Genomic DNA, 20,515 nt, shown 5'->3' on the forward strand with positions numbered 1-20,515 from the left:
GAGCAATCGAGATAACACAATTTCGATTTCCCCAGCTTACTGGCAATTAACAACGGGCGATCCCTAATGTGGAGCTCATACGCGGCGCTAAGTAGACGCCAGAAGCAGTAGGAGGTTTTCGGTGGATCGCACACAGGTCGTCATCGTGGGATCGGGATTCGGCGCACTCGCGGCGGCGAAGAAGCTCGGCAAGGCAGGCACGCCGTTCGTGCTGATTTCCGAGACCACCGAGCATCTGTTCCAGCCCCTCCTGTACCAGGTCGCCACCGGTGTCATCTCGCCCGGCGAGATCGCCCCGTCCATCCGCGCGATCCTCGCGAAGTACCCCAGCGGTGACGTCCGGCTCGGCCGCGTCGTCGACGTCGACCCGGACAAGAAAGTGGTCGTCTACGAGGCAGGCGGGGTAAGCCACACGATCGGTTACGACAGCCTGATCGCCGCGACGGGCGCCCGGCAGGCCTACTTCGGTCACGACGAGTTCGCCGAGGTCACGTACGCGCTCAAGACCGTCGCCGACGCCGACCGGCTGCGCCGTCAGATCGTCCGCTGCTTCGAGGAGGCACACACCACCTCCGACCCGGAGCGTCGCCGCGACCTGCTGCACTTCATCGTGATCGGCGCCGGTCCGACCGGTGTCGAACTGGCAGGTCAGATCAAGGAACTGGCGGGCCGCTACTTCGAGAAGTCGCTCCGCGACATCACGTCCGAAGACGTCACCGTCACCCTCGTCGAAGGTGCGGGGGAGACGCTGCCCGTGTTCGGCGGCAAGCTCAGCAAGTACACCCAGGACTCGCTCGAACGGGCCGGCGTCGAGGTGGTGCTGGGCACGATGGTGACCGATATCGACGAACACGGCGCCACCCTGTCGTCGCCGAGCACCGGCTTCGAGAAGCGCCTCACGGCGGACACGATCATCTGGTCGGCAGGCATCCAGGCCAACGACTTCGCTGCGGTGCTCGCGGAACGGACCGGCTGCGAGACCGGCCGCGGCGGCCGCCTGCTGGTCGACGAGGACCTCACGGTGGGTCGTTACGACGACGTCTACGCGATCGGCGACATGGCGTCGCTGAACAACCTGCCAGCCCAGTCGCCGTTCGCGATGCAGGGTGGACGGCACGTCGCGGCCATCATCACCGGGAAACGCGCCCTCGGAACGCCGTTCACGTACCGCGACAAGGGCAGCATGGCGATCATCAACCGGTTCCGTGCGATCACCCGCGTCGGCAAGATCGAGCTGACCGGTGTGCTCGCCTGGTTCCTGTGGCTCGCCGTGCACCTCGTCTACCTGGTCGGATTCCGCAACCGGTACGTCGCGGTGATGTCGTGGTTCGGTTCGTTCCTCGGACACCGGCGCCCGCACTTCCACTACGCCCAGGAGATCGAACCTGCCGAGCTGCGCGAGCAGCGCGAGGACGCCGCAGCCTAGCCTGGGTCCATGACCGTCACCAGCGCTGGAGTACTCCTGTATCGCACCGACGATGCGGGAGTGCTCCAGTTGTGGATCGTGCACATGGGCGGCCCATTCTGGGCGCGCAAGGACGAGGCTGCGTGGTCGATCCCCAAGGGCGAATACGCCGAGGGCGAAGACCCCCACGCGGCCGCACTGCGCGAGTTCGAGGAAGAGATCGGCGCGCCGCCGCCGGCCGTCGAGTACGAGTTGCTCGGAGAATTCCGGCAGCCCTCACGCAAAGTGATCACGGTCTACGTGGCGGAGGTGAGCGAGGACGTCACCTTCGTCGAAAGCAACACGTTCGAGCTGGAATGGCCGCCGCGGTCGGGGAGGCTTCAGCAGTTCCCCGAGGTCGACGACGCCCGCTGGTTCCCGGCGAGCGAGGCGGAGACGAAGCTGGTCAAGGGGCAGCGTCCGATCGTCGACGCCCTGCGGCTTCGCCGCCCGTGAGTACTTATTAACCGCGGGACGTTAATAAGTACTCACGGGCGCGGGAGCGCACGCCAGACGGCGGCGGGGGTCATCGGGATCCGCCGAAGCCGGGCGCCGGTGGCGTCCGCGATCGCGTTGGCCAGGGCCGGGGCGACCGGGTTGTACGGGGACTCGCTCATCGACTTGGCGCCGTGCGGGCCCAGTTCGTCGTAGGTGTCCGCGAAATACACCTCGGTGTCCGGCACATCTACGAGCTGTGGAAGGTGATAATTCCGGAGCTGCGGGTTGAGCACGGTCCCGGCGCCGTCGAGCAGGATCTCCTCGTACAGTGCGCTGCCGATCGCCTGCGCGACGCCGCCCTCGACCTGCCCGCGGCACTGCTGCGGGTTGAGGACCGTGCCGGCATCCGCCGCCTGGATGGACTGCAGGATCCGGACCTCCCCGGTGACGGTGTCGACCGCCACCCGGAACGCGTGCACATTGAACACCACCGAGCGGGGGGTGCCGTCGTGCCTGCCCTCGGCGCGGAGCGGTCCCTCGGGCACCAGCTTGTCGAGTTCGACGACCCGCCCGGCGACCTCGACAGCGTCGGGTGTCAGCGCGCAGTCGCTGTCCTCGGCCGCACCCGCCACGCGGCGAGCGACCTCGAACAGCTGCTCCCGCAACCGGGTTCCCGCGAGATGCACCGCCTTCCCCGCGACCACCGTGCCGGCCGAACCGAACGCGCCGGTGTCGTGCCCGGCGACGTCGGTGTCGGATTGCAGCACGATGATCCGGTCGGCGGTGGTGCCCAACGCGGACGCCGCGAGCTGGGCGTGCACGGTGGTGGTGCCGTTGCCGAACTCGGCTGTGCCCACCCGAAGTTCGTACCGGCCGCCCTCGACGAGGGTGCAGGACACGTCCGCGAAGTGTCCACGCGGCGGAATGGTCGCGATCATGGACGCCGCCATGCCTTCACCGACTCGCCACTGTGGGCCGTCCGGCGGACGCACGTCGTTGCCGCGGCGCAGTGCGGCCTCCGCCAGGTCGAGGCATTGGTCGAGTCCGTAGCTGCCGTACGTGAGGTCGCCGTGCTCCACCTCGGCGTCGACGAAGTCGTCACCCGGAACGACCACGTTGCGGCGGCGCAGTTCGAACGGATCGATGCCCAGTTGCGTCGCCAGCTGATCGAGCGCGGACTCCACCGCGAAGATGACCTGGCCGAGGCCGTAACCGCGGAACGCCCCGGACGGCAGGTTGTTGGTGTAGACGGCCTGGGCGTCCACCCGCTTGTTCGGCGACCGGTACAGCGCAACGGATTCGCTGCAGCCGTGGAACATCACGCCCACCGAATGGTTGCCGTACGCACCGGCGTCCGAGAGCACGTCGACGGCGAGCGCCGTCAGCTTTCCACCGCCGTCGGCGCCGACTTTCACCGAGACCCGCATGGGATGCCGGCACGGGGCGATCGTGAATTGGTCGGAGCGGGTGAACTCGTACTGCACCGGTCGGCCGGTGCGCAGAGCGGCGAGGGCGACGAGATCCTCCACCAGCATCTCCTGCTTGGCGCCGAAGCCGCCCCCGATCCGGGCGGTGAACACCCGGACCTGTGCGCGGTCGAGCGAGAACAGGTGGGCGAGTTCGTCGCGGACGAGGAAGGGTACCTGGGTGCTGCTGCGGAGGGTGAGCCGCCCGTCGGAGTCGAGCCAGCCGATGGCCGAGTGGGTTTCGAGATGCGCGTGCTGCACGCGTTGCGTCTGCCACGTGCCCTCCACCACGGCACCCGTGTCCCGCGCCGCCGCGAGCCCGGCGGCGAGGTCGCCGACTTCGCCGTGGACCTCGGCCACCAGGTTCCGGGCCGGGTCCGCGATCCGGGAATCGGCGCCCTTGTCACCGTGCAGCAGGGGTGCACCGGGGCGGCGTGCCAGGTCGGGATCGAAGACGGGCTCCAGTATTTCGTACTCCACCTCGATCAGTTCCACTGCGCGCCGGGCGATGTCGACGGAGTCGGCGACGACGGCCGCGACGCGCTGCCCCCGGAACCGGAGGATGGTGTCGAACACGTAGGTGTCGTCGGGGTCGTCTGTGCGGAACTCGTGGCGGGCCGTGGAGAAGGCGACGTCGGGACTGTCGCGGTGAGTGAGTACCGCGTGGACGCCGGGCAGCTGCTCCGCGGCGGACGTGTCGAGTCGGGTGATGCGGGCGTGCGCATGTGGGCTGCCGAGGATCTGGATGTGGGTCAGGCCCTCGACGGCCAGGTCGAGGGTGTAGGGCTCGGCGCCGCACACCACCCGGGTGGCGGCAGGTGCGGGAATCGATCGGCCGAACGACTTACCGGCACTGTCTGATTCGGTTGTACATATGCCGCCGACGGCGTCGCGAATGGCGCGATAGCCGGTGCAGCGGCACAGATTCCCCTTCAGTGAGCGCGGCAGGTCGGCCCGTTGACCGGAGTCGAGCGCGGACGCGGTCACCACCATCCCGGGGGTGCAGAACCCGCACTGGAAGCCCGCCGCCTCGACGAACTGCTGTTGCACGGGGTGGAGTCGATCGGGACTGCCGAGGCCGGCCGCGGTGGTCACCTCGCGGTTCTCGGCGCGATGCGCCGGCACCACACACGAGTGCACCGGAGCGCCGTCGAGCAGCACGGAACAGGCGCCGCAATCGCCGGCGTCGCAGCCCTTCTTGACCGCGAACCGCTGCTGCTCCCGCAGGAAGGTGCGCAGGCACTGACCGGGCCGTGGGTCGGCATCCACCGACTTACCGTCGACCGTCAACTTCATTCCAGCTCCCTCCTGATCTCCTCGGCGAGGACTCCCGTGACGTGACGGCGCCAGTCCGCGGCGCCGTGCGCGTCGGTCAGGTAGTCGTCGGGGGAGATCCGTTCCGACAGAGACTCGCTCAATACGTCGGGGCCGGGAACGGCGGGGAAGCGGAGGACGAACGGGCGGACGGTCGATGCGGTGACGGTCAGTGCGAAACCGTCCGCGGCGACACGCCCGGCCAGCAGGGCGCCGGACCGTCCGAGCGGCGAGTACGCGATCTTGCGCAGCGCCGTGCGGCCCCGCAACGCGGTGGCGGGGAGGTGGATGCTGCGGATCAGTTCACCGGCTCCGAGCACCGTGCGACCGGCATCGGTGACGAAACGGTCGACCGGAACTCGGCTCTCACCCCCGTCGGCAGTCCAGATCAGGAGTTCGGCGTCGAGCGCGCAGCACAGCGTGATCATCGCCCCGGCCGGGAGCGCCAGCGCGAGGTTGCCGCCGACGGTCGCGGTGTGCCAGATCTTCCACGACGCGACCAGGGACTCGGCGCACGGCCGGAACAGGCTCGTCGCCGTCCACTCGGCGGGAAGCGTTGTGTTGCAGAGGTTCTCGATGGTGCACGTCGCGGCGAGCTCGAGTCCGTCGTCGTGGACGGTGATCGCCGGCCAGTCGAGGGTGGTCAGGTCCACCAGTCGGGTGACCGTGGGCTGCGGTTCCGAATACAGCCAGGTGCCGCCCGCCAGGTACGCCGTTCCGGGTTCCGGGGCGGGCAGGTCGTCACGGCTGCGTGGGGCCGAGAGTTCCGTCACGAACGACAGATCCATCGACTCACCCGGCCTTGCGCACCAGGGCCCGGTGGGCCTGCTCGACCTCCGCGGCGACGTTCTCCTCGTTCACGGTGATCACTCTCCCACGCTCGACGACGGCTCGCCCGTTCACCAGAAGCAACTCCAGGGGCGGTGTGACTCCGAGTACGAGTGCCGCCACCGGATCGGTGATGCCGGAATGTGCGAGGGTGTCGACCCGCCACAGTGCGAGGTCGGCCAGTTTGCCGGGCTCGAGGGAGCCGAGTTCGTCCTCCCTGCCGAGGACCCGGGCTCCGCCGCGCGTGGCGAGTTCGAGGGCGGTACGCACCGTCATCTCGCCCGGGCCGCCGCGGGCCCGCGCGAACAGCACGGCGTGCCGGGCCTCCTCGAGCATGTTGCACGCCTCGTTGCTGGCGGCGCCGTCGACCCCGAGCCCCAGCGGAACCCCCGCCGCGTGGAGATCCCTGGCGCGGGCGATCCCGGCGCCGAGGCGCGCATTGGACGTGGGGCAGTGGGCTACCCCGGTGCCGGTGCCTGCCATCGTGCCGATTGCGGCGTCGTCCAGGTGGACGGCATGCGCGTACCAGACGTCGGGGCCTACCCAGCCGAGTTGCTCCATGTACTGCACCGGGCTGCAGCCGAACCGCTCGAGGCAAAAGCTCTGCTCGTCACGGGTTTCCGCGAGGTGGGTGTGAAGCCGCACTCCTGCGGAACGGGCGAGGGCCGCGGCCTCGGTCAGGAGGTCGCCGGTGACGGAGAACGGGGAGCAGGGGGCCACCGCGATCCTCAGCATCGAGTCGGGTGCCGGCTCGTGCCAGCGGTCGATGACATGCTGCGTGCCCTTCAGGACGTCGTCGAGACGCTCCACTACCGAGTCGGGTGGCAGTCCGCCCTGACTGTGGCCGAGGTCCATCGACCCTCGGCTGGGGTGGAACCGGAGCCCGACGGTCTGTGCGGCCTCGATCTCGGCGGCGAACACGTCGCCGCCGTCGCGTGGCACGACGTAGTGGTGGTCCGTCGTGGTCGTGCATCCGTGCTTCGCCAGCCAGGCGAGACCGCCGGTGGCCGCGGTCCGGACGGCGTCGGCGTCGATGCCCGCCCAGATCGGGTAGAGGGTGGTCAGCCAGCCGAACAGGGTGTCGTCGGCGGCGAGCCCGCGGGTGATCCACTGGTACAGGTGATGGTGTGTGTTCACCAGTCCGGGGGTGAGCAGGCAACCCCGTCCGTCGACCACCCTCGCGCCCTCGATCACCGGTGCGGGACCGGCACCGACGTCGACGATGCCGTTGCCCCGCACGACGACGTAACCGTCCGGATACTCGGTGCCCGCCGCGTCCACAGTGGTGACGTACGCGCCGGAGACGACGACGGTGCCCGGGCCGGCGGACATCAGCTGAGCCAGCCCGCGTACGCCGACCACGCGGGTCCGGCGTCCGGAGCATCGGACCGCTGCACCGTCGCCTGGATCAGGCCGTACGGACGGTCGGCGGCGTGGAAGACCTCGTTGTCGTTCTCCACCCCGAAGCGAGCGAGGTCGTGGGCGAAGTGATGCTTGTTCGGCGCGGACAGGCGCACTTCCGCGAGCACGGGGTAGCGCTCGAGGATCGCCTTGCCGATCTCGTACAGCGTCTGCTGCAGGGCGAGCGAATGGACGGTCGCGAACGTCGTGACGATCTGCTCCTTGATGCCGGCGTAGACACTGTTCCAGTCCACGTCGGTGGTGACGAACCGCCATTGCACGACAAGCGAAGTCGCCATCACCCGGTCGTGGGTCTCCTCGAGGATCGTGTACTCGTCCTTCAGGAATCCGAAGAACTCGCTGCCGGTGGACTTGAGGATCACCAGATCCTTCAGCCCGCCGACCACCCACGTGCCGTCGGCGTCGACGGTGATCGCCGTGGTGCGCACCTCCTCACCCTTGCGCACCCAGGTGTGGTCGTGCTCCGCTCCGTCGACCACCGCGCGCTGCCAGGCGTATTCCTCGATCTCGATGCGGGCGCCCTCGACCGGGGCCACGTCGTTCACGAAGTGCCGTGCCAGCGTCAGCCCGTACTCCTCGATGGAGTCGAGTCCCTTCTCCTTCGCGTAGGAGTACGCCGTCTGCTTCTGGGTGTCGGTGGGCAGCACCGAACTCTGGTCGCCGGCGAGATGTGCCGCCGAGAAGTCGCCGCGCAGGCAGGTCGACACGCTCACGTCCCGGATTTCGTGCCGGGGGGTGTCGCGGTAGATCCGCACGATGCGGTTCTCGGCTTTGCCGTACTGGTTGTCGCCCAGGACGATGGCGCCGGTGAGGTCGGTCATTCTTCAGCTCCCGCGGTAGGTGGAATACGCGAAGGGGGACAACAGCAACGGGACGTGATATCCGCGCTGCGGGTCGTCGAGGACGAAGGTGACGGATACCTCCGGGTAGAACGTCTCCTGGCCGCGGGCGGCGAAGTACTCGCCGGTCTCGAAGACCAGCGAATAGGTGGCAGCGATCAGACCGTCGGGTGCGATCTCGGCGATGCGGCCGTCCGAATCGGTCGTCGCGCTCGCGATGACGTCGCGTTCAGGTGACAGCAGGTGAACGTGCATGCCGGCCGCGGGTGTGCCGTCGGTGGCGTCGAGCACGTGGGTGCTGAGGATCTTGGACATCAGTGCTCGGTGTCTCCGATCTCGCCGAGAAGGCGTTCGAGGCGTATCCGATTGATGGCGGCCAGTTCGGTCCGCAGAATCTTGCGCTCCGTGGCGCCGTCGTTGCCGAGGCGGTCGCGCAGCACGTCGAGCAGTTCGTGCGCCGACCGGCCAGACGCGCACACCAGGTAGACGTGCCCGAACTTCTGCTCGTACTCCTCGTTACCGGCCCGCAGGCGCGCGCGGACGTCGTCGTCGGCGGAGGCGACCGCCGACTGTTCGCGCGCGGACGACGGGTTGTCCGCCCGGTCCCCGATCCTCGGGTGGCCGGCCAGGGCCGCGTCGATCTCGGACTCCGTCAGGTCTCCGAGAACGTCGTCGGCGGCGGTATACAGCGCGTCGGCGGACGGGAACGGACGGCCGGCGGCCATCCGCTGCGCCCACACCGTCGACGAGCAGCACCGCACGAGCAGATCGGCGGCCCGCGCGTCGCTCAGTGCGTTGAACGCGATCAGGCCGGGCGGTTCGGTCATGAGGGCTCCTCGCTCGTGCGCCTTTTCGGTACCTCTGGCTACCACTATGGCGCACGGGTGGAGGTCGATTCGAAGAACTCGACGAGACCCGTGACCGCTCGGGCGTCCGCGTGTTCACGGTTCACCGGGCGGCCGCCCGTTCCGCCGCGGCGAGGACCCGCTCGGCCTCACGCACCGCGGCAGTGTTCTTCTTGCCGTGACGGGAACCCGCCAGTTTCGCACGCCGCCGATCGCCGCCGCGTGATCGTTCCGTCGACGACGGGCGGAGTCACCCGGTGCAGCGTCGACATCCACCGGTCGTTCGTGAGCCGGGCGGTGAGATCGCCGAGGTTGACGAGAAGTGCCCCCTCCGCGGGACTCACGTCGTGCCAGCGCTCGTCGCGCCCGAGGACCTGCAGGCCGGCCACACGATCGGCCCACAGCACCGTGACCAGCCCGAAGTCGGTGTGCTCACCCATGCCGGTCAGCTCGCCGTCCAGGGTGACACTGCCTTCCGGCAGCGCGTAGTTGTTCATGCGGAGGACGTCGATGGAATGGTCGGTCAGGGCGGTGAAGAAGCCCGGATCGAGCCCGAGGGCGTCGGCGAAGATCCGCGTCAGGGTGCGTGCGACGCGCTCGCCGTGCACGTAGTAGGCCTGAACGGCTTCGGTGAAGGAGGGCACCTCGGGCCACACGTTCAGTCCGTAGTCGTCCTCGGACAGGTGCAGGTCCGGGAACGACCGAGCCTCCGCTCCGACGTTGTAGGCCTCGAAGAAGTCGTTCATCCGGGTGGCCGACTCGACGCCCAGGCTCAGGCTGAGCGACTCGCTCTTCGGTGGGCTGTATCCGCGGTTGGCGCCTTCCACGCGATACGTCTTCTTCGTCTCCAGGGGCAGCGCGAAGAAGTCGTCGACGGCGCCGGCGAGTCCCTCGATCACCGGTTCGGGGATGCCGTGACCGAGTATCTGGTTGAATCCGATGGCGGCGCTGGCCGAGTCGATTTCGCGTGCCACCCGGTTGCACTCGGCGTCGGACCCGCCGGTCACGTACGGGGAGATGTCGATGACGGGGACATCGAACGGCTCAGGCACGGGCGCCAACATGCGGCTCCTCGGAGGTGGGCGGAACGGGGCCTGCTGCGATGACCGGTGCAGAGGCGGCGCGGGCGGCGGTGCCGATCCGGGTGTGGTTGAACAGCAGGTTCAGGGAGAACGCGGAGATGGCGGCAAGGGTGATGCCGCTGCCGAGCAGGATCTGGGCGGACGAGTTGAAGTGCTCGAACATCCCCTCGGCGAACTCGGGGAGCAGGCCGATGCCCACCGACACCGCGACGATGGTGGTGTTGATCCGGACGCTGAGATCCACCTTGCGGAGCGTGTTCATCCCCACCACCGCGACCGTTGAGAACAGGATGATGCCGACACCGCCGACGACCGGCGCGGGCAGGGCCGCGACGACGGTACCCATCTTCGGGATCAGACCGAGGACGATCAGGATCGCACCGCTGGTGGCCGTCACGTACCGGCTGTGGACGCGGGTGGTGGCGACGGCCCCGACGTTCTGCGTGAAGATGGTGTCGACGAACGCGTTGAAGATGCCGCCGAGTACGCCGGACAGCGCATCGCCGACGAGGCCGCGGGCCACGTCACCCTTGGTGAGGGGCTTCCCGGTGATCTCGCCGAGGGCCAGCATGCTCGCCGTCGTCTCCGCGAACACCACGGCCATCACGATGCTCATCGCGACCACCGCCGTGATCGGGAACTCCGGTGCCCCGAAGTGGAACGGAGCGGTGATGCCGAACCAGGGCTACCGGATACGCCGCCCAGGTCGATCAGACCCATCGGAATCGCGGCGAGCGTGCCGATCACGAGGGCGAGGAGTACACCGAGCTGGGTCCAGATCCCGCGGCCGAGGCAGTGGAAGGCGATCGCGACGAGCACGACGACACCGGCGAGCGCGATGTTGCCAGGATCCGCGAAACCGTCTGCCGTCGGATCGTTTCCGACGATGAGGCCGGCGGCGACGCCGATCAGGGAGATGCCGACGACGGTGAGGACGACCCCGGTGACCAGCGGCGGGAAGAACCGGATCAGCCGCGCGAAGGGCACGGCGAGGGCGAGGCCGACGAGGCCGCACGCGAGCATCGAGCCGTACACCGCTTGGAGCGTCTACGTAGATCTCATACTATCTGCCACTTGCGTGGCGGGCGTGGGAGATGGACGTGTGTCACGGCTACACGCATCACCGTGCGGCGGTGCGGGTTTGACCGTGTCCCACACCGACGCTTGTGGTGCAGGAACATGCTGTTTCGGAGTCACCCCCATCCGCGGTGTCACGGTGGGCAGGCTGTGGCGGACCCGGCGGTGCCGCGGCCGACGCGGTGTCGGACCGTTCTTGTCCCGGCACTTGCGCACCGGCGCGTGCTCGGCGACCCGAATCGCGGGCATCCGCCCACGCCGGCGGGTGACGTTGTTCCTGCCGAGGAGCGCGCGTTTGGCCAGGTTCACCCCGGCGACGTGGTCGCGGTTGCCTCCGACCCGGCAGCCCGGGCACCACGCGGTGTGGTAGCCGCCGGGGCGTGCAAGTGGTTCGTCGCAGCCCGGACACAATGCGGACGATCCCCGGGCGGGCACCGAAACCACCGCGATACCGACCTCCGCTGCGGTGTGGGCGAGGGCGGCGACGGCTTGGCGGCGGGCGGACTGCGCGGCCCGGTTGTTGTTGACGTGTCCGTGTCCGCGGGTCTCGAGGGTGGTGAGATCTTCCACCGCAATCAGCTGCGCCTGGGCGTCGGCGGCGTAGCCGGTGACCTGGCGGGCGAAGTGGAACGCCAGTTCCCGGTTGATCTTCCCCCGCTTGATACCCACCGCCTCGCGGTGGGCGTCGAGGACGGCGATCTTCTCCTCAAGCTGGGCGCGGACATCGGGTGGGGCGGTGGCGGCCAGTCGTGTCAACCGGGCCGCCTTCCGGTGCAGCAGTTGACCTTCCTGCTGCAGGCGAGCCAGTTTGATACCGAGACCTCGATCGTCGTACGTGAAACCTCGATAGTCCGAGACCAGCCCCTCCGGGGTTTCTGTGGCGATGGCGGCAGCACCGAGTGTGGACGGAGACCAGTCCACGCCCACCGCGATATTTCCCGATGTCACATCAGCGGCGGGGACCGCTTCGGTGGCAGCGCACCGCCACAGCAACCCCCGGTGGTCGAGGACCAGGGTCGGTAGATGCCACTCGCTGATCGGCCGCCTGCGCAGGTGCGGTGGGATCGCGGCGGTCACCCGAACCCGCCGCCATTGCGCGCGTCCCGTCGGGGCGACGGTGGTGGGGAGTTTGACCGTCAACGTCATGACGGCGTCTGTGACGGTGAGGTGTGCGAGTTGTCGATCCGCTGCGGAAAGCCGAGCCATCGCCGAGGTTCGGGGTGGTGCTTGCACGTCGGTGATCCGCAGGCGCGCGTCTGCCGCACCGGCGGTGCGGCGTGAGCGCGCTGTGAGCTGCCGCGCCACGCCACGGGCGAATCCGGACGGCACATACTCCGCAGCACAACTCGGTGCGCTCAGACGGCCGGTGGCCGGGTCGAACCGGGCCGACAGTGCAGTGATCGTGGTGTCTCGGTATGCCAGAGCCCGCAAAGTACCTACCGCCTGCGCGGTCACCACCCGCGTGACACGCGACGGGACGTAGACACCGTCCGGGTAGTGCGGGGTCCAGCCGAGACGCGCAGCAGCGACATGACCGTGCATCGGGAGTGTCCGGCCTTGGCTGTCACGACCGGCGGCCAGGACATCGAAGGTGGCCGGTTGCCACAGCCACCACAGCATCTGCGCTTCGGCGCCCGAGATCAGGTCGAGCATCCACCCGACACGAACGTCGAGGTCGTCGAGCCCGATCGGCGCACCCGTCGCGTCCTCGACAGCCAGGTAGGGGCGGGTGGTGAACGAGAACTGCCGCAGCGCGGTGAATCCGGCATCGGCCATCAGCTAGCCCCTCTCCCACCGTGCTGCCGCATCGCCGAAGAAGCCGACGTTGACTCTGCTTCGACCGCAACTGGTAGAAACGGCCGGAAAACGACGCGAGCACTGCCTTGACGTCATCCATCAGCTCCTCTACCGGCGACGTGTCCCCATGTTCCCGCAGGACCTCGACCTTAACCCCGACCACCGACAGGTACCGCTCGATCCACGCCACCGGCAAACCGCGCCGACCGATCCCGCCACACCACTCGCACCACCGTGAAATGACCCCTGGCTGCGTCGTCGAGCACCCGATTCAGTCCCGGCCGGGTCTCCCACAGACCTGAACCACGATCCTGGTAGACCCGGTACACGGTGCCGGTGGCACTCGCACGCAGCATCTTTCCTGATTGGCGAGCGAGGATTCCTTACCGGTCGAGCCGGACACCCGGCAGTACAACGCTTCCGCCCTGTCGGCTGAACACTCTCCGGTGTAGATCGACCCAGGTAGACGTCGAGATCCTCCCGATCGAAGACTCGCTGACCGGAAGCTGTACGCCGAGAGGGTAACCGGCTCTCGGACGCGGCCTTCCGGACCCCACCACCGACATATTCAGGTATGCCGCCGCCTCGCCGACGCGCACGATCCGATGACAATAGAAAGGATCAGGAAGTATTGGACATTACGTCAACAGTTGAGAGCCCGTATTCCTTCGCGATGAGGATCATCGGTGTCAGCCCGGCGAACGTCGCGCCGCAGACGATCGGCAGCCGTGCGCCCGCCAGCTTTCCCACGCCGAGACTCTGGATGATCGTGATGATCCCGGCGATCAGCAGGTCGGCGCTGATCAGCAACGCGACGGTGGACTTGTCGAGTCCTGCTGCGGCACCGAAGACCAGCGGAACGGTGATGCAGCCGGTGTACATGATGAGCACGTGCTGCAGACCGAAGGCCGCTTGCCGCATCAAAGGCAGGCGCTGGTCGACTGCGTGGAAGGACATGGGTCGATCTCCGTCCGAGTGAAGGGAGCGTTCGAGTTCAGTTCTATTGAGCACGCCAATCTTTACTAAGCAGGGTCAATTTCGTTTCGTCCGTGTAATCCGTCGCTGTTTCCGCGAAACACGGTGCTAGCGTTCGCCTCATGGACGAGGATCAACACCGACTGGCCGTCGCCATCGGCACCGCGATCCGATCGGCCCGGCGTGACGCGGGGCTGACCCTGCGCGACGTGGCGGCCAAAACGGGACTGTCGCAGCCGTTCCTGAGTCAGGCGGAGAACGGCCACTCGGTGCCGAGCGTCATGAATCTGCACCGGGTGGCGCAGGTGCTGGGAACCACGGCGCACGCCCTGCTTGAACAGGGTGCGCGCACGCCGACGAGTCTGGTGCGCAGCCGCGAGGGCAGGCGCTTCGCGCTGTCGGACGGCGCCGTGCTCCGGTTCTGCTCCACGGGCGTGCGCGCGATGGAACCGAACGAGGTGACAGCGCAACCGGGTTCGCAGGCCGGCGAGCACACCGAACATGCCGGCGAGGAGTTCATATACGTCATCGACGGCAGCATCCGCGTGGAAGTGGGCGTCGAGGAGAGTTACGTGCTCGACCGGGGAGACACGCTGTACTACCCGGCCACCGTGCCGCACCGGTGGTTCAACGACGCCGCGGAACCGGCACGGTTCCTCATCACGAGCACCCCGCCGTCCTTCTGACCGTCAGCGGCCGAAACCCTCGAGCAGTCCGGTGTACTTCTTGGGCAAGGGAGCCGCGAATTCTCCGCGCGCGCCGGTCCGCAATCCGAGCGTCACGAGGGACTGCACCATCAGGGTGGCCGCCGCCACGCCGTCGACCACCGGCACCCCGAGTTCCGCCGAGATGACGGCGCACAGGTCCGCCATGCCCGCGCACCCCAGCACGATCGCGTCCGACCCGTCGCGATCGAGGGCGACGCGGCAGGCCTCGGTGATCACCTTCACCGAATCCGGGTCGCGGTCGAGGTCGAGGACGGCGATCTCGCATGCGTGCACACCGAGGCAGAAGCGTTGCATCCCATACCGTTCGGCCAGTTCCCAGGCCCGGCCCCGGGTGCGTCCCAGCGTCGTGACGACGCTGAACCCGCGGCCGAGGAAACTCGCGGCGTGCATGGCCGCCTCGGCGATACCGAGGACGGGTCCGGACGCCAGTTCGCGGGCCGCGTCGAGGCCCGGGTCGCCGAAGCAGGCGATCACGTAACCGTCCGCCCCCGCCTCCTCGCCGCGGGCGATCTCCTCGAGAAGCCCGGGGACGCTGAGTGCTTCGTCGTAGTGACTCTCGATGGACGCGGGACCCATCTTCGGGCTCACCGCCTCGACGAGCGTCCCGGGGCCCGCGACGGAGCGGGCGCAGTCGCCGATCTTGTCGGTCATCGACTGGGTGGTGTTGGGATTGACGATCTTGATGAGCACGGTGTCTCGAACCTACGCTTCGATCGGGGACGGGCGATTCGCGCGACGGGCACCGGCGGACAACCCGAGGTAGCAGACGAATCCGACGCCCATGCCCAGGAACCACGAGTACTGGGCGGCGCCCGCCATGCCCCACACGTCGAGTCCGAACGGCTGGGCTTTGAGGACGACGGGTACGACGGCAACCAGCGCTCCGACGACGGTGGAGATGATCGCGGCCGGGTTGTAACCCTTCTTGTACCAGTATGTTCCGCCCTCGGACATGGTGAACATGTCGTCCAGGATCACTCGCTGCCTGCGCACCAGGTAGTAGTCCGCGATGAGGATTCCGAACAGCGGTCCGATGAACGCCCCCAGCGTCTCGAGCGTGTAGTGGATCACCTCGGGATTGTTGTACAGGTTCCACGGTGTGATCAGGACGGATCCGACGGCGGCGATCATTCCGCCCGTCCGCCAGCTGATGCGCTGCGGGCTGACGTGCGAGAAGTCGAATGCCGGGGAGACGAAGTTGGCGACGATGTTGATACCGATGGTGGCGACGATGAAGGTGAGGAGACCGAGGACGACGGCGAACAGGTTGTCCATCTGCGCGACCGTCTCGACCGGATCGGTGATCAGGCGGCCGTACACGGGCAGAGTCGCGGAGGCGGTGACGACGGTGAGGATCGAGAAGAACAGGAAGTTCACCGGGAGGCCGAGGAAGTTGCCGCGCTTGACCGCGCCGAACGTCTTTCCGTACCGGGAAAAGTCGCCGAAGTTGAGCATCGGGCCCGAGAAGTACGACACGACAAGGGCGATCGCGCCCAGCACCACGGGCACAGCGGACCAGCCGGTGTAGTTCACTTCGCCGAGGTTCAGGCTGATGTTCGACCATCCGGCCTCGCTGATCAGGTAGATCGCAAGCATCAGCATCACCACGTAGACGGCGGGGCCGCAGAAGTCGATGAATTTGCGGATGCTCTCCATGCCGCGCCAGAAGACCAGCGCCTGCAGCACCCACATCGTCATGAACCCGGCCCAGCCGAGGGCCGACAGTCCGAGGAATCCGTGCTCGTGCACGTCCGCCCAGGGCGCGAGGCCCGGCCAGATCTTCAGGCCGAGGATCACGAACGCGTGCGAAGCCAGGTACGTCTGGATTCCGTACCAGGCCACCGCGATGAGCCCGCGGATGATGGCCGGGACATTGGCACCCAGAACGCCGAAGGCGCTGCGGCACATGACCGGGTAGGGGACGCCGGTGACCTGGCTGGGCTTGGCCACCAGGTTCGCGAACACGTTGACGATCGCGATGCCGACCACCAGGGCGACGAGGACCTGCCAGCTGGTCAGCCCGAGCGCGAACAGACTGCCCGCGGTGACGTAGCCGCCGACGCTGTGCACGTCGGACATCCAGAACGCGAAGATGTTGTACGAAGTCCACGACTGCGTCTTCAGCGGCGCGAGATCGTCGTTGGTGAGTCGCGGGTGATATCCGGGCTTGATCAGCCCGGCGCCGGCCAGGTGTGCACCGGGGACGGTTTCCCCCTCGTTGGAGGGCGCTGTCTGAGTCATCGTTTTGCTCCCTGGTGCAGTACGGACACGACTGCTTCGATGTAAGGGTGCCTCGGTGAAAAGCACACCACCGAAGTGCTGGGAGCAAAAGTAGTTTCCGGATATTTCCTGGCTGTGACGGCGAAGATATATTCTCGCCGGCGCACGGTCCGGGCCGAGAATATATCTTGCCGGGCGGCCTACCCGGGCGTGTCCCGGAAGATTCCGGTGTCCGTGGGGAGGGCGGCGATCACCGTGTCGAGTTGTTCGTTGTGCCGGTCTGTGGCCGCCTTCAATGCCGCGGCGTCGCGGGCGAGGAACGCCGCGAGCATGTCGCGGTGCCCGAGATGGAGTTGCAGCCGATCCGGGGTCCCCACCTGCGACATCGGCTGTACCGGCTCAGTGATATTCCACGCCGACTCGAACATGTGCAGAAGCCGCTGCATCCGGCACGGCGACGCCAGGGCGAGGTGGAAGTTGCGGCTCTCCCGGTGGTACGCGGTCAGGTCGTCCTCGAGAACAGAGCGGTCGAGTGCCGCGTAGGCCTCCCTGGCCCGGGCGTCGTCCGCCTCGTCGGCGAGGGTGATCGCCACGGAGTGCGCCGCCGACTCGAGGACACCCCGCACCAGGTAGAGCTCCTCGAGTTCGTCGACGGTCAGCCGGGCGACCGTGTACCCGGCGTTGGCCCGATGATCGACGAGACCCTCGCCGATCAGCGTCTTCAGCGACTCCCGGATCGGGATGCGGCTGACGCCGAAGTGCTCGGCCACCTCGTCCACCGGGATCGGGGTGCCCGGCGGGGCGCCGCCGCTGAGGATCACCCGGCGCAGCTCCTCAAGGATCACGGTCTGAGAGCTGCCGGGATCGCGGTTGGCCAGGTTCGTGACCAGCATCGACGGTCGTCGCGGGGGCATCGGGCCGTCCTCAGGCGGGGTGTACGTCGCGCCAGTGGCGGGCGATCTCGATGCGCCGGGCGACCCAGACGTCGTCGTGAGACTGCACGTGATCGAGGAAACGCTCCAGCGCCGCGGTGCGGGCGGGTCTGCCGGCGATGCGGCAGTGCAGACCCACGGACAGCATCTTCGGTGCCCCGGCCGTTCCCTCCGCGTACAGGACGTCGAACGCGTCCCGCAGGTGCGCGAAGAACTGCTCGCCGCTCGGGAAACCGCCGGGCGACGCGAACCGCATGTCGTTGGTGTCGAGGGTGTACGGCACCACCAGGTGGTCGACGAGGCCCTTTCCTGGGGCGTCGACCTTCACCCAGTAGGGCAGGTCGTCGGCGTACGAATCGGAGTCGTACTCGAAGCCGCCGTGCTCGACGACCAGCTGCCGGGTGAGCGGGGAGTCGCGGCCGGTGTACCAGCCCAGCGGTGCCTCGCCGGTGAGGTCGCGCAGGATCTCCACCGCCTCGGCCATGTCCTTACGCTCGGCGTCCTCGTCGGAGAGCTGGTACGACTTCCACCAGAGACCGTGGCATGCGATTTCGTGACCGAGTTCGCGAAAGGCGCTGACGGCCTCGGGGTTCCGCTGCATCGCCTTCGCCACCGCGAAGATCGTGAGCGGGAGCCCTCGTCGCTCGAACGCCCGGAGCACGCGCCACAATCCGGCGCGCGATCCGTATTCGTAGATCGATTCCATGCTCATGTGCCGGTTCGGGAACGGCTGGGCCCCGACCATCTCGGACAGGAACGTCTCCGACGCCTCGTCGCCGTGGAGCACGTTGTTCTCGGCGCCCTCCTCGTAGTTGAGGACGAACTGGACGGCGACCTTCGCGCTGCCCGGCCACTGCGGATCGGGCGGGTGCTGCCCGTATCCGACGAGGTCACGGGGGTAGCTGGTATCGAAACCGTGGGTCATGATGCCAAGCCTGCCCGACCAGCCCCGGTCAGGGAACCCCACAGGCGCAACCGCGCCATGCCGCCGTCGGGGAAGATCTCCCCGCCGAGGGTGCGTACGGCCAGGTTCGGCAGACCGCGGAAGCTGGGCGGGGTCAAGGTGTTCGGGGTCACGGGTGCGGCTACCTCCTGATCGGGCGTGGGGGCAAGTGTAGGGCGGCGGAGTGGGTGGTGCGGGCGGTCCTCGTGCGCGGAGAGGTGCTCAGCTCTCCGGAACCACCGCCCGGGTGAGGAGGTCACGCAGTGTGTCCACCGTGCATCCGGGGGCCTGCGCGCGGACCGCGTCCTCGTCGAATGCGCCGCACGCCAGTCCCCGCAGGATCACCGTCGCGAGCGCCTGCGCGGTGGCGGGTTCGTCCATCACCCCGCCACCCTGGCGGTCGAGGTAGGCCTGCACGCGGGTGGCCGCGGCGGGCAGCGCACCGCGGTAGAAGTCGAACGTCGCGAGCCATCGGGTGATCAGATGCCCGGGATGCATGTCCCATCCCTGGTAGTAGCCGCGTTCGAGCGAGCGGGTGACGAGCCGGTAGTGCCGGGCCAGCGCGGCGTGGATGTCCTCGTCGCTGCCCTGCGGGATGACCTGGGTAGATCCGTCGCACACCCACACGCCGGTCTGGGCCGCCGCCACCAGCATCACGGACTTGGCGTGGTCGGCCACCGGATGCTCGAGCGACTGGAACCGGGACGCGATTCCGCAGGCAGCGCTGTAGTCGTAAGTGCCGTAGTGTAATCCGGTGCAGCGCCCGTCGGCGAGGTGGATGGCCTTCGCGACGGTCACGGTGCCGTCCGGTCCGAGCACGGCCTGCGGGCTCTCGATCTGCAACTCGAAGAGCAGCGACCTGTCGGGGAGCCCGTACGCGCGCTCCAGTTCCTCGCACAACGCGACGACGGCGGTGACCTGCTGGGCCGCACGCAGTTTCGGCACCGTGAACACGAAGTCGTCGGGAACCCCACCCGCGCCTTCGAGGACGAGTTCGAGCGTCCGGATTCCGCGTCGGCGCTCGTGCGGGGCCAGGCCCTTCGCGCGGATGCCCAGCGACCGCGGGCCGGACGGGTCGGACGAGAGCAGTCGGAGCGTGCGTCCCACTTCCAGTGCGGCGGCGTCCTCGACGTCGTCGCTCCGCCAGCCGTAGCCGTCCTCGAAATCGATCCGCAGATCCATGATCGGACGGTGTTCGAGCATCGCGCGGACGTCGGGAAGCGCACCGGTCGTTCCGATTTCGGACAGCGCATTCGTGTGCCTGTCCAGCAGTTCGACAGCCTGCTCACCCCACACCCTCGGGGTGTCCGGTCCGGCGTCCGCCGCGCTCACGTAGACGGTGTGGACGGGCTGCGGTTGCTGCCGATCGCCCGGAAAAGCGACCGCGAGGTCGGTGTCGACGGGGTCGAGGAGTGCGTCGACGCGGTCGAAACCGCTGTCGGGGAGACGGCTGAGGTACTGGGGGTTCACGTCACGATCTTGGCAGAAACGCGGGATTTTCGTCGTTCACCCCGCGCCGGGTGGCATTCGTTCAGGCCGTCACACCGCGCAGATACGACTCGACGGCGCGCGCCAGCTGCCGCACGCTGCGTTCGGTGCCGGGCTCGATGCCGTCGAGTGACCGGGCTCCCACGAAACGGTCGAAGACCAGGCCTTCGACGAGGCTGACGAAGTCCGCGCCCGCGCTCTCGGGGTCGGCGACACCGAGGGCGTCGAACAATTCGGTGGCGCGGGGACGGGAGAACAGGCACGTCGCGAGGAGTGCGTGCAGTTCGGCGTCACCGGACAGTTCGACGGTCAGCGCGTGCCGGGCGGCGACGTCGTCGTGGCGGGTGTGCAGCAGCCGGTCCAGGGACCGGGCCACGCCCTCGGCGAGGGATGCGAGGTCGAGCGGCGGGGCCGCCGTGGTCTCGAATTCCTGCCGTGAGCGTTCGGCGAGCCGGCGCACGGCGGATTCGATCAAGGCACGCCGGGTACGGAAGTAGTAGGACGTGGACCCGCCCGGGAGATCCAGTGCGCGGTCGACGGCCCGATGCGTCAGCGCCCGCATGCCCTCGCGCGCGACGATCGTGATCGCCGCGTCGGCTATCTGCTCACGCCGCTCGGGCACGGTGTCGTCCTCCTCACATAGGCTTGTCGCACGAGACTCTACATTCGTAGTGTTT

General features: G+C 68.1%; 18 protein-coding genes and 3 pseudogenes. 3 read left to right on the top strand and 18 right to left on the bottom strand.

The features are described from left to right. Positions 1-121: 121 nt before the first annotated feature. Positions 122-1,426: an NAD(P)/FAD-dependent oxidoreductase gene (locus ACFWAY_RS00150; RefSeq protein WP_378509472.1), complete on the top strand. Its 1,305-nt coding sequence runs from the start codon at positions 122-124 to the stop codon at positions 1,424-1,426. Between the two features lie 9 nt (positions 1,427-1,435). Then, complete coding sequence (locus tag ACFWAY_RS00155; protein ID WP_378509473.1) at positions 1,436-1,900, top strand: NUDIX domain-containing protein; 465 nt, start codon at positions 1,436-1,438, stop codon at positions 1,898-1,900. 32 nt (positions 1,901-1,932) lie between these two features. On the opposite strand, the gene ACFWAY_RS00160 is transcribed toward ACFWAY_RS00155, so the two are convergent. From ACFWAY_RS00160 to ACFWAY_RS00210, 11 genes and pseudogenes are all read right to left on the bottom strand, one after another. Further along, entirely contained in the window at positions 1,933-4,644 is a 2,712-nt protein-coding gene (locus tag ACFWAY_RS00160; protein ID WP_378509474.1) for a molybdopterin-dependent oxidoreductase, read from the bottom strand. Continuing rightward, positions 4,641-5,450, bottom strand: a complete 810-nt coding sequence (locus ACFWAY_RS00165) for an FAD binding domain-containing protein (protein WP_378509475.1) — start codon at positions 5,448-5,450, stop codon at positions 4,641-4,643. The genes ACFWAY_RS00160 and ACFWAY_RS00165 overlap by 4 nt, the downstream gene beginning before the upstream one ends. Positions 5,451-5,454: 4 nt before the next feature. Beyond that, on the bottom strand, positions 5,455-6,822 hold the full coding sequence (locus ACFWAY_RS00170) for an 8-oxoguanine deaminase (protein ID WP_378509727.1): 1,368 nt from the start codon (positions 6,820-6,822) through the stop codon (positions 5,455-5,457). Then, positions 6,822-7,733, bottom strand: coding sequence for a factor-independent urate hydroxylase (gene pucL / locus ACFWAY_RS00175; RefSeq protein ID WP_378509476.1), 912 nt, complete (start codon positions 7,731-7,733; stop codon positions 6,822-6,824). Before pucL ends, ACFWAY_RS00170 begins: the two co-directional genes overlap by 1 nt. Positions 7,734-7,736: 3 nt before the next feature. After that, complete coding sequence (gene uraH / locus ACFWAY_RS00180) at positions 7,737-8,066, bottom strand: hydroxyisourate hydrolase (protein WP_378453482.1); 330 nt, start codon at positions 8,064-8,066, stop codon at positions 7,737-7,739. Further along, positions 8,066-8,578 carry a 2-oxo-4-hydroxy-4-carboxy-5-ureidoimidazoline decarboxylase gene (gene uraD / locus ACFWAY_RS00185; RefSeq protein ID WP_378509477.1) on the bottom strand — a complete coding sequence of 171 codons (513 nt, stop codon included), beginning with the start codon at positions 8,576-8,578 and terminating at the stop codon, positions 8,066-8,068. Before uraD ends, uraH begins: the two co-directional genes overlap by 1 nt. Positions 8,579-8,699: 121 nt before the next feature. After that, a pseudogene (locus ACFWAY_RS00190) lies at positions 8,700-9,660 on the bottom strand (isopenicillin N synthase family dioxygenase). Further along, positions 9,641-10,722 (bottom strand): annotated as a pseudogene (locus tag ACFWAY_RS00195) (solute carrier family 23 protein); the annotation flags it as partial. The pseudogenes ACFWAY_RS00195 and ACFWAY_RS00190, both read right to left, overlap by 20 nt. Before the next feature lie 3 nt (positions 10,723-10,725). Beyond that, positions 10,726-12,531: a zinc ribbon domain-containing protein gene (locus ACFWAY_RS00200; protein ID WP_378509478.1), complete on the bottom strand. Its 1,806-nt coding sequence runs from the start codon at positions 12,529-12,531 to the stop codon at positions 10,726-10,728. A gap of 170 nt (positions 12,532-12,701) precedes the next feature. Next, the gene (locus ACFWAY_RS00205) at positions 12,702-12,932 is read right to left on the bottom strand and encodes a recombinase family protein (protein WP_378509728.1); all 231 of its coding nucleotides are present in this window, start codon (positions 12,930-12,932) and stop codon (positions 12,702-12,704) included. A gap of 265 nt (positions 12,933-13,197) precedes the next feature. Beyond that, positions 13,198-13,509, bottom strand: a pseudogene (locus ACFWAY_RS00210) (solute carrier family 23 protein); the annotation flags it as partial. Between the two features lie 140 nt (positions 13,510-13,649). Between ACFWAY_RS00210 and ACFWAY_RS00215 the strand changes: the two are divergent. Beyond that, a complete protein-coding gene (locus ACFWAY_RS00215) occupies positions 13,650-14,213 on the top strand; it encodes a helix-turn-helix domain-containing protein (RefSeq protein ID WP_378509479.1) in 564 nt (187 codons plus the stop codon). A 3-nt stretch (positions 14,214-14,216) separates the two neighbouring features. Here ACFWAY_RS00215 and ACFWAY_RS00220 read toward each other — a convergent pair whose 3' ends face one another. The 7 genes from ACFWAY_RS00220 to ACFWAY_RS00250 all read right to left on the bottom strand — a co-directional run bounded on the left by ACFWAY_RS00220 (position 14,217) and on the right by ACFWAY_RS00250 (position 20,460). Then, positions 14,217-14,945: an aspartate/glutamate racemase family protein gene (locus ACFWAY_RS00220; protein WP_378453478.1), complete on the bottom strand. Its 729-nt coding sequence runs from the start codon at positions 14,943-14,945 to the stop codon at positions 14,217-14,219. A gap of 12 nt (positions 14,946-14,957) precedes the next feature. Further along, positions 14,958-16,496 carry an NCS1 family nucleobase:cation symporter-1 gene (locus ACFWAY_RS00225; protein WP_378509480.1) on the bottom strand — a complete coding sequence of 513 codons (1,539 nt, stop codon included), beginning with the start codon at positions 16,494-16,496 and terminating at the stop codon, positions 14,958-14,960. Between the two features lie 179 nt (positions 16,497-16,675). Beyond that, positions 16,676-17,389: a GntR family transcriptional regulator gene (locus ACFWAY_RS00230; RefSeq protein ID WP_378509481.1), complete on the bottom strand. Its 714-nt coding sequence runs from the start codon at positions 17,387-17,389 to the stop codon at positions 16,676-16,678. Positions 17,390-17,399: 10 nt separating this feature from the next. After that, positions 17,400-18,332 carry an allantoinase PuuE gene (gene puuE / locus ACFWAY_RS00235; protein ID WP_378453475.1) on the bottom strand — a complete coding sequence of 311 codons (933 nt, stop codon included), beginning with the start codon at positions 18,330-18,332 and terminating at the stop codon, positions 17,400-17,402. Further along, entirely contained in the window at positions 18,329-18,484 is a 156-nt protein-coding gene (locus ACFWAY_RS00240; RefSeq protein WP_378509482.1) for a hypothetical protein, read from the bottom strand. Before ACFWAY_RS00240 ends, puuE begins: the two co-directional genes overlap by 4 nt. 88 nt (positions 18,485-18,572) lie before the next feature. Further along, on the bottom strand, positions 18,573-19,820 hold the full coding sequence (locus tag ACFWAY_RS00245; RefSeq protein WP_378509483.1) for a DUF6986 family protein: 1,248 nt from the start codon (positions 19,818-19,820) through the stop codon (positions 18,573-18,575). Between the two features lie 61 nt (positions 19,821-19,881). Next, positions 19,882-20,460: a TetR/AcrR family transcriptional regulator gene (locus ACFWAY_RS00250; protein WP_378453472.1), complete on the bottom strand. Its 579-nt coding sequence runs from the start codon at positions 20,458-20,460 to the stop codon at positions 19,882-19,884. Positions 20,461-20,515: the final 55 nt, after the last annotated feature.

Source organism: Rhodococcus sp. NPDC059968, from assembly GCF_042738615.1.
In the GTDB taxonomy this organism is placed as follows: Bacteria; Actinomycetota; Actinomycetes; order Mycobacteriales; family Mycobacteriaceae; genus Rhodococcus_F.